Below are 8,543 nucleotides of genomic sequence, written 5' to 3'. Positions count from 1 at the left end.
CTTCCCTGGCACTTTAAGTGTCCTAAAGGGTTGTTCGAGACTAGAACGTTGATAGGTTGGGTGTGTAAGCGCTGCGAGGCGTTGAGCTAACCAATACTAATTGCCCGTGAGGCTTAACCATACAACACCGAAGGGGTTTTGTGGGCTCAATTGAAGAACATTGAATGTGTGAATGAGAACGAAACAGCTTTCCGAATTAAGAAATTTGCTTGGCGACCATAGCGTTGTGGACCCACCTGATTCCATGCCGAACTCAGAAGTGAAACACAACAGCGCCGATGGTAGTGTGGGGTCTCCCCATGTGAGAGTAGGACATCGCCAGGCTTTGAATTTATAAGAGCCCGTTTGTAAGAGCGGGCTTTTTAGTCACTTGTGACACAAGATACAGTGTGCTGATATGGCTCAGTCGGTAGAGCGCATCCTTGGTAAGGATGAGGTCCCCAGTTCGATTCTGGGTATCAGCACCAGTTTTATAGCTCTGTAAGCTAAAAGAATTTGCTTGGCGACCATAGCGTTGTGGACCCACCTGAACCCATGCCGAACTCAGAAGTGAAACACAACAGCGCCGATGGTAGTGTGGGGTCTCCCCATGTGAGAGTAGGACATCGCCAGGTTTGAATTACGAAACCTCAGCAGAAATGCTGAGGTTTTTTTCTATCTATTCGTATCATTCAATGTCCAATCATAGTGATAGCTGATACTCTTTTTCTCGCTTTTTAGTGCCTTGTTGTACTGCACTAAGTGCGCAAATAATTGCTGTTTCGTTCCAAAATCTTCAGCAAACCAGTCATAAATAGAAGACAGAACCCATTTATCATTGGTGACCTTTACTCCTTTTTCGCTATTGATAAACTCAGTGGCTGATTTCTCCAGTAATAATTCAGTATTTTCTGCTGTGAAAGCCTGCTTTTGTAAGTTTGGACAGCCAAGGCTTGCGCAGTTGACCGCATAATGGGTTCGAGGATCTTTCCAAATGGGTCTTAAAATTCGATGTTCAATATCATTGAGAGTCAGCTCTTTTTGATTGATGGTAATGATCTTTTGTTCCCAAGGGCCAAATGAGAAAAATCCTCCCAGTTTAGTGATGGATGGTATTGGGTAATGATCGACGATTAAGTTAACTGTTAAGGCATTATATAAGTTGACCCAGTAAGCATATTGTTCCAGCTTTGCATACTCTCTTGGATCAAGAGCTGATAATTGTGAAATATAGAGCTCTAATTGCTCTTTATCTTTTGAGTTGACCCTTTGATAATCGAAGAGGTTGTTGTGATTTTCTTGGATTAGATAAGTATCAAGTGTTGTCTGCCAAATTTGATGTGAAATGGCTTGTGTATTTTCTTCATTACTAGAGTTCCAATAATCCCATAGCTGTGATTTAGGAGCAGAAAATACATTCGTTGACCCGAGTGTCAAACATAGCGTTAGTAGATATTTCATCGTTTACCTCTCATCTCATAGGTTATATGACCTAGGTAGGGATTGATAAATTTCAGATAAAATAAAAGGTTGGTGCATCTACACCAACCTCTGGAAATTAAATCGATACTCGCTATTTCAAAAAGCTAGGAATTTTTGTTTCATAATCAGCGATTTTATCTTCGTGCTGTAGAGTCAAACCGATATTGTCTAATCCATTAAGTAAGCAATGGCGACGAAATTCATCAATTTCAAATGAGTATGTTTTTCCATTGGCTTTAACTTCCATTCGTTCAAGATCTACAGTTAGTTGAGCACCTTCATTTCCTTCAACAAATTGGAATATTTCATCAACTTCTTGCTCTGTAAGGCGGACTGGAACCATTTGGTTATTGATTGAGTTACCATAAAAAATATCCGCAAAACTGGGTGCAATCATGGCTTTGATGCCGTAATCCGCTAAAGCCCAAGGGGCATGTTCTCGTGAAGAACCACACCCAAAGTTTTCACGAGCAAGTAGAATGCTCGCTCCTTCATAGCGAAGTTTATTCATGACAAAATTTGGATTAGGTTGTTGACCTGCATCATCTAGAAAACGCCAATCATGAAAAAGGTGTTTGCCAAAACCAGTGCGATTTACTTTCTGTAAAAATTGCTTAGGGATAATGGCATCTGTATCGACGTTCGCTGCATCAAGAGGAACGACCAAACCTGTGTGCTGTTTAAAACCTGACATTGGTGATCCCCTGTTTAGTTGAGTGTTGAAGAATGAATATTACGGATATCGACAAAGTGTCCAGCGATGGCGGCGGCGGCGGCCATTGCAGGACTGACTAAATGTGTGCGTCCATCCCGACCTTGGCGGCCTTCAAAATTGCGGTTGGATGTTGATGCACAACGCTCACCTGCACCGAGCCTGTCATTGTTCATAGCCAAGCACATTGAACAGCCCGGCAAGCGCCATTCAAAACCCGCTTCAATAAATATTTTATCCAAGCCTTCCGCTTCCGCTTGCGCTTTAACTTGCTCTGAACCTGGAACAATCAATGCTTGAACATGTGGTGCGACTTTTTTACCTTTCGCGACTTGAGCTGCTGCTCGCATATCTTCAATGCGAGAGTTTGTGCAAGAACCGACAAAAACTTTATCCACTTTGTAGTCTGATAAGGATTTACCCGCTTCCAGTCCCATATACGCTAATGCTTTTTCTGCTGATGCTTTTTCGACAGGATCACTAAAGCTATCGGGAGATGGAATGGTTTCGTCGACAGCAATTACTTGGCCTGGGTTTGTGCCCCACGTTACTTGTGGTTTGATGTCCGCGGCATTTAGGGTAACGACTGCATCGAATTTGGCATTATCATCGGTTTTTAGCGTTGCCCAGTACTCAATGGCAGCTTCTAAATCGTTTCCTTGAGGAGAAAACTTGCGACCTTTAATGTAGTCGAAAGTAGTCTGATCAGGGGCGATAAGACCGGCTTTTGCCCCAAGCTCAATCGCCATATTGCACACCGTCATACGACCTTCCATTGAAAGATCGGTAATCGCTTCACCACAAAATTCAACGACATAGCCTGTACCACCGGCCGCCGTTGTTTTACCTATAATGGCTAGCACGATATCTTTAGCGGTGATGCCTGGAGCGACTTTGCCTGTCACCTCGATTTTCATCGTTTTAGCGCGAGCTTGTTTCAATGTTTGGGTCGCAAGTACGTGCTCAACTTCTGACGTACCGATGCCAAACGCTAACGAGCCAAATGCGCCATGTGTTGCTGTGTGTGAGTCACCGCAGACAATGGTCATACCGGGAAGAGTAATACCTAATTCTGGCCCCATGACATGAACGATGCCTTGGTATTTGTGATTTAAGTCGTAGAGTGTTACGCCAAACTCAGCACAGTTCTTTGACAGTGTTTCCATTTGGATTCGAGCCATCTCACCCGAGGCATTAATGTCTTTTGTGGTGGTTGAAACGTTATGGTCCATGGTAGCGAATGTTTTACTCGTCTGACGAACTTTACGTCCCTTTTCGCGTAGACCATCAAATGCTTGCGGTGATGTCACTTCATGAACGAGATGACGATCGATATAAAGGATGGGGGTTTCCCCTTCAGCTGACACCGCAATGTGGGCATCATAAATTTTTTCGTATAAGGTTTTTGCTTGCGACATTGCTTCTTCCTTGAGCTCTTTGAGCTTTATAAAGGACTAGGCGAACCTAGTCCTACTAATTATGAGTTTAAAATGTAGCTGGCAATTTTATCGCCCATTTCAGAGGTTGAAAGTGCTGCTTTACCACTGGCAAGATCTGCGGTGAGTTCGCCTGCGGTAAGCGCTTTTGATACGGCATTTTCGATAGCTTGAGCGGCACTTTCTTCGCCCAAGCTATAACGTAGCATTAAAGCGGCGGAAAGAATTTGTGCAACTGGGTTAGCGATGTTCTTTCCTGCGATATCAGGTGCAGAGCCACCTGCTGGCTCATAGAGACCGAAATTGCTTTCATTAAGGCTAGCGGAAGGTAGCATGCCCATTGAGCCTGTGATCATGGCGCATTCATCGGAAATGATGTCACCAAAAATATTAGAGCACAGCATGACATCAAATTGAGAGGGATCTTTAATGAGCTGCATAGTGGCATTATCGATATAAATGTGTGAAAGCTCGACGTCCGGATAATCTTTTGCGATCTCTTCCACGACCTCACGCCATAAGATAGAGCTTTGTAATACGTTCGCTTTATCGACTGAGCATACTTTTTTACGACGTAATCGTGCGGACTCAAACGCTATTTTTGCAATGCGTTCGATTTCGTAGCGGTGGTAAACTTCGGTATCAAATGCTTTTTCATTTGCCCCTTCTCCTTCGCGTCCTTTGGGTTGGCCAAAATAAATACCACCAGTCAATTCTCGAACAACCACAATATCGAAGCCACGATCGGAGATATCGGATCGTAAAGGAGAAAAGCTTTCTAAGCCTGAGTGAATTTGAGCAGGACGCAAGTTACAAAACAGTTGAAAATGTTTGCGAAGCGGTAGGAGTGCACCGCGCTCTGGTTGGTCGTTGGGTGGTAAATGCTCCCATTTAGGGCCGCCTACGGAACCAAACAATACGGCGTCTGCCTCTTCACATCCTTTAATTGTGCTTTCAGGCAGCGGGCAACCGTGGTTATCAATCGCAATCCCGCCGACATCATGTTCTTCTCTGGCAAACCGGATAGCATGTTTTTTTTCAATCGCATCCAATACCTTGTGTGCTTGTTGCATTACTTCTGGGCCGATACCATCACCTGCAAGAACGGCAATTTTGTATGTTTTGTCTGTCATGTTAGTCCTTTACTATTTTTATATTTGCTTGCCCCAGTGAGCTCTAAAGACTGAAAGCTCTAATCTAGGTACGTTAAACGGTTGCCACTTTCTTTTGTTTAATTTCTGCAATTTGATCGGCACGATGAATGCTATTGATCACGTGCAATAAGGCTTGTCCTGATGCTTCGACAATATCCGTAGAGACGCCTGTACCGTGATATTTTCGCCCTTTGTAGTTGGCAATAATATCGGCTTGCCCGAGTCCATCTTCACCTTCGCCCTTGGCGGTAAGGTCAAATTTATCCAATACGATCTCATAGCCAGTTAGACGGTAAATACATTGGTAAAGTGCATCGACAGGGCCATTACCAACGGCAGCTTCACATTTTTCTTCATCACCACAAAGCAATTTAATACTGGTGGTCGCCATAACACTGCCTGATTGAACACTCAAATAGTTCAATTTGTAGAAATCGTCTTCATCACGCAGATTTGAAAAGTGCATCAAAGCTTCTAAGTCATAGTCAAACACTTGGCCTTTACGATCTGCCAATTTTAAGAAATCTTCATACAAGGCATTGAGGTTGTATTCGTTTTCATTGTAACCCATGCTATCCATATGGCTTTTTACTGCGGCGCGGCCACTGCGGCTCGTTAAGTTCAGCGCTTGGTTTTTTAGGCCAATTGACTCTGGAGTCATGATTTCGTAAGTGTTTTTGTTCTTCAACATGCCATCTTGATGAATGCCTGACGAGTGGCTAAATGCGTTGGCACCGACAATCGCTTTGTTACTTTGAATCGGCATATTGCACAGTTGACTGACCAACTTACTGGTGCGGTGGATCTCATCATGCTTTAAGCCTGTATGTACGCCGAGGAATTCTTGACGAGTTTTGATGATCATCGCGATCTCTTCCAGTGAACAGTTACCAGCGCGCTCACCAATACCGTTGATGGTGCCTTCTATTTGCCTTGCGCCAGCCTGTACGGCGGCAATCGAGTTTGCGACTGACATTCCCAAGTCATCGTGGCAATGAACGGAAATAATGGCTTTATCTATGTTAGGGACTCGCTCAAACAGCATTTGAATAATGCCACCAAATTCGCTAGGAACAGTATAACCGACCGTGTCTGGAATATTGATGGTCTTAGCTCCGGCATTAATTGCGGCTTCGACCATTCTACAGAGATTATCAATGGGCGTTCGGCCCGCATCTTCACAGGAAAATTCGACGTCATCAGTGTAGTTACGGGCGTGTTTCACCGCACTGACTGCCATCTCGAGCACATCATCATAACTGCGGCGCAATTTATCTTGCACATGAATGGTTGAGGTTGAAATAAACGTATGGATACGAAAAGCATCGGCGACTTTCAGAGCTTCGGCCGCTGCATCAATATCTTTTGCTACCGCGCGAGAAAGCGCGCAGACGCGGCTGTTTTTAATGTGTTTGGCAATCGTTTTGACCGATTCAAAATCACCTGGGGAGGAAACTGGAAAACCTGCTTCAATAACATCAACACCAAGGCGCTCTAATGCGTAAGCAATCTGCAGTTTTTCTTTAACGGTTAAGCTTGCTGACAAAGCTTGTTCGCCATCACGTAATGTGGTGTCGAATATAATGACTTGATTATTCATGTTTGCTCCCTTGCACCGATGGTTAATCGTTTACTTCCTAAATATAGTTATAAAAAAACCCGCATCTCAGTGCGGGCTCTTGTCATCTTGTGTGGTGTTTTTCTTCCACAACCTACCCGCGCGAATGGTTCACGATAAGGAGCAGGCCCAGCAGGATAGAAAAACGGATAGTCATTCGTAACATTCCACAAGATTAAGTTAACAAATTAGTACCGTACTCGACTTAACTCGTCAACCATTAAGTTGTTTTTTTATTCATATCGGATCAGTTTTAGTCAAAAGCGGTAAAAATGAGCAGAATTGGTAGATAGGATCACTTTTTGTAGCACGGAATGTTTTCACGCAAGAACGTTTGTCATCGGTTAAATTCATTCATTCTCCAACAAACAGTCACGTATTTGTCATTTTAAACTTCTACGTTTAGAGCGTAAGAGGTTTATGGAATGACAGGAGTCGCTCATGCGTGCCATCGGACAAATTGTTAAGTTTGACGTAGCGTTTTCGCTATTTTGTTTACAGCATCGTTTTAATCAGCCTGTAGCGCAGATCAGCAAAGCTATTTCCCATACTGGGGATGGGCATTTGTATGCGTTGATTGGTGCTTTAGCTTGGTATTTAGATCCGCTTAATGGCCAGCTATTCTTAATGGCTGGACTGGTCGCTTTCGCGATTGAACTCCCTATTTATTGGGGATTGAAAAATAGCTTTCAGCGTCGTCGCCCGGAAGAGTTTTCTCCTTCATTCATTGCCTTTATTACCCCTTCGGATCGCTACAGTTTGCCCTCTGGTCATACGGCTGCAGGGTTTGTTATGGCGACATTAATTGGCCACTTCTATCCTCATAGCGATGCTTTTGTCTTGGTTTGGGCTGGCTTAATTGGCGTATCTCGCATCCTACTTGGGGTTCACTTCTTGACGGATATCGTGATTGGCGCGCTGCTTGGTGTAAGCAGCGCAAGATTTGCTTTGTGGTTGGTGGAGAGAGGCTTTTGAAAATTCTGTATGGTGTCCAAGGCACCGGAAATGGCCATATTGCTCGTTCACGAGTGATGAGTGAAGCGTTGAAAGAAGCCAACGTTGATGTGCAATTTCTCTTTTCTGGACGTGAAAAAGAGAAATACTTTTCGATGGAAAGTTTCGGTGATTACCAAACTCGGCGCGGTTTTACTTTTGAAACTGAACAGGGACACGTAAATTACGTTAAAACGGCGCTGAATAATAATTTGCTGGCTTTCGTGAGTGAGACAAAAAAACTCGATTTGTCTCCGTATGATCTGGTCATTAATGACTTTGAACCAGTATCGGCATGGGCGGCTAAACAGCAGGGTATTCCGTGTATTGGGATAAGTCATCAAAATGCATTTCGTTATAATGTGCCTTTGAAAGGGGCAAGTTGGCTGGATAAACAGATTATTCAACAGTTTGCGCCTGCCAATTACCACGTCGGTTTACATTGGTATCATTTTGATCAACCGATCCTTCCTCCGATTATCTATCGTTCAGAGCAGCATACGTCTAGCGAGCATTTCATTTTGGTCTATCTTCCATTTGAGCATGTTGATGATATTCTTGAGTTGCTTTTTCGTTTTTCAAATCAAGCATTTATTTGTTATCACCCTTCCTTAATGGAAGCGCAATCCGTTGAAAATGTTGAGCTGCGTCCCTTATGTCATACCCATTTTCAATATCACTTGCATCGCTGCGATGGCGTGATTGCTAATGGTGGCTTTGAATTACCATCAGAAGCGCTTTCATTGGGTAAAAAGCTGCTACTTAAGCCACTATCGGGTCAATTTGAGCAGCAAAGTAACGTTGCCACTCTTGAGAATCTCGGACTTGCTGCATCTATGGAGTTTTTGGACCCGTCGGAGTTACGCCGTTGGTTGGATGAAAAACAGGTCGAGCGCGTTGTCTATCCTAATGTAGCGAAAGCCTTGGTTGAATGGGTACAAAATGGCAAATGGGATAATCATAAAGAGCTGAGCCAGTCTTTATGGCGACAGGTTGATTTCCCTAGTTATGTGTCATTTAACTAATATTGACGAAATGCTTTGAATTTTGACGTAATTAATTTATTTGGTGAATATATCAAGGTGAAGGCTTGTTATTCATCACTTGATTCAATGTTTTGAATAAAATGCATAAATTTTTCTGTTTTATGGTTTTTTATAAAAATACAT

General features: G+C 43.4%; 7 protein-coding genes, 1 tRNA gene and 3 rRNA genes. 6 read left to right on the top strand and 5 right to left on the bottom strand.

The window, feature by feature from the left end; genetic code table 11:
* The 4 genes from AACQ21_RS02245 to rrf (AACQ21_RS02230) form a co-directional block, all read left to right on the top strand.
* Positions 1-121 (top strand): 23S ribosomal RNA (locus AACQ21_RS02245); the annotation flags it as partial.
* 87 nt (positions 122-208) lie between these two features.
* A 5S ribosomal RNA gene (gene rrf / locus AACQ21_RS02240) occupies positions 209-324 on the top strand.
* A 67-nt stretch (positions 325-391) separates the two neighbouring features.
* Positions 392-467 (top strand) — tRNA-Thr (locus AACQ21_RS02235).
* Between the two features lie 31 nt (positions 468-498).
* Positions 499-614, top strand: a 5S ribosomal RNA gene (gene rrf / locus AACQ21_RS02230).
* A 40-nt stretch (positions 615-654) separates the two neighbouring features.
* On the opposite strand, the gene AACQ21_RS02225 is transcribed toward rrf (AACQ21_RS02230), so the two are convergent.
* The 5 genes from AACQ21_RS02225 to leuA all read right to left on the bottom strand — a co-directional run bounded on the left by AACQ21_RS02225 (position 655) and on the right by leuA (position 6,363).
* Positions 655-1,440, bottom strand: coding sequence for a DUF547 domain-containing protein (locus AACQ21_RS02225; protein ID WP_094124093.1), 786 nt, complete (start codon positions 1,438-1,440; stop codon positions 655-657).
* 112 nt (positions 1,441-1,552) lie between these two features.
* Positions 1,553-2,155, bottom strand: a complete 603-nt coding sequence (leuD, locus tag AACQ21_RS02220; protein ID WP_013856008.1) for a 3-isopropylmalate dehydratase small subunit — start codon at positions 2,153-2,155, stop codon at positions 1,553-1,555.
* Positions 2,156-2,169: 14 nt separating this feature from the next.
* On the bottom strand, positions 2,170-3,591 hold the full coding sequence (gene leuC / locus AACQ21_RS02215) for a 3-isopropylmalate dehydratase large subunit (RefSeq protein ID WP_094125434.1): 1,422 nt from the start codon (positions 3,589-3,591) through the stop codon (positions 2,170-2,172).
* Between the two features lie 59 nt (positions 3,592-3,650).
* Positions 3,651-4,742, bottom strand: a complete 1,092-nt coding sequence (leuB, locus tag AACQ21_RS02210) for a 3-isopropylmalate dehydrogenase (RefSeq protein ID WP_019282467.1) — start codon at positions 4,740-4,742, stop codon at positions 3,651-3,653.
* 73 nt (positions 4,743-4,815) lie between these two features.
* On the bottom strand, positions 4,816-6,363 hold the full coding sequence (gene leuA / locus AACQ21_RS02205) for a 2-isopropylmalate synthase (protein ID WP_013856011.1): 1,548 nt from the start codon (positions 6,361-6,363) through the stop codon (positions 4,816-4,818).
* Between the two features lie 459 nt (positions 6,364-6,822).
* On the opposite strand from leuA, the gene AACQ21_RS02200 reads away from it, so the two are divergent.
* Positions 6,823-7,356, top strand: a complete 534-nt coding sequence (locus AACQ21_RS02200; RefSeq protein WP_105977079.1) for a phosphatase PAP2 family protein — start codon at positions 6,823-6,825, stop codon at positions 7,354-7,356.
* Positions 7,353-8,399 (top strand): MJ1255/VC2487 family glycosyltransferase, encoded by a 1,047-nt coding sequence (locus tag AACQ21_RS02195; RefSeq protein ID WP_181185556.1) that lies wholly within the window; start codon positions 7,353-7,355, stop codon positions 8,397-8,399. The genes AACQ21_RS02200 and AACQ21_RS02195 overlap by 4 nt, the downstream gene beginning before the upstream one ends.
* Positions 8,400-8,543 lie beyond the last annotated feature (144 nt).

It is taken from the genome of Vibrio sp. V01_P9A10T6, assembly GCF_963877065.1.
Classification (GTDB): domain Bacteria; phylum Pseudomonadota; class Gammaproteobacteria; order Enterobacterales; family Vibrionaceae; genus Vibrio; species Vibrio anguillarum.
Note: the sequence above shows the minus strand (reverse complement) of the source record. Positions and strands in the feature narration are given on the sequence as shown.

Bases quoted from the DNA above. Each gene is read 5' to 3' on its own strand.
- leuA (WP_013856011.1), bottom strand. From the start codon at position 6,363: ATGAATAATCAAGTCATTATATTCGACACCACATTACGTGATGGCGAA.
- leuC (WP_094125434.1), bottom strand. From the start codon at position 3,591: ATGTCGCAAGCAAAAACCTTATACGAAAAAATTTATGATGCCCACATT.
- AACQ21_RS02200 (WP_105977079.1), top strand. From the start codon at position 6,823: ATGCGTGCCATCGGACAAATTGTTAAGTTTGACGTAGCGTTTTCGCTA.
- leuB (WP_019282467.1), bottom strand. From the start codon at position 4,742: ATGACAGACAAAACATACAAAATTGCCGTTCTTGCAGGTGATGGTATC.
- AACQ21_RS02225 (WP_094124093.1), bottom strand. From the start codon at position 1,440: ATGAAATATCTACTAACGCTATGTTTGACACTCGGGTCAACGAATGTA.
- leuD (WP_013856008.1), bottom strand. From the start codon at position 2,155: ATGTCAGGTTTTAAACAGCACACAGGTTTGGTCGTTCCTCTTGATGCA.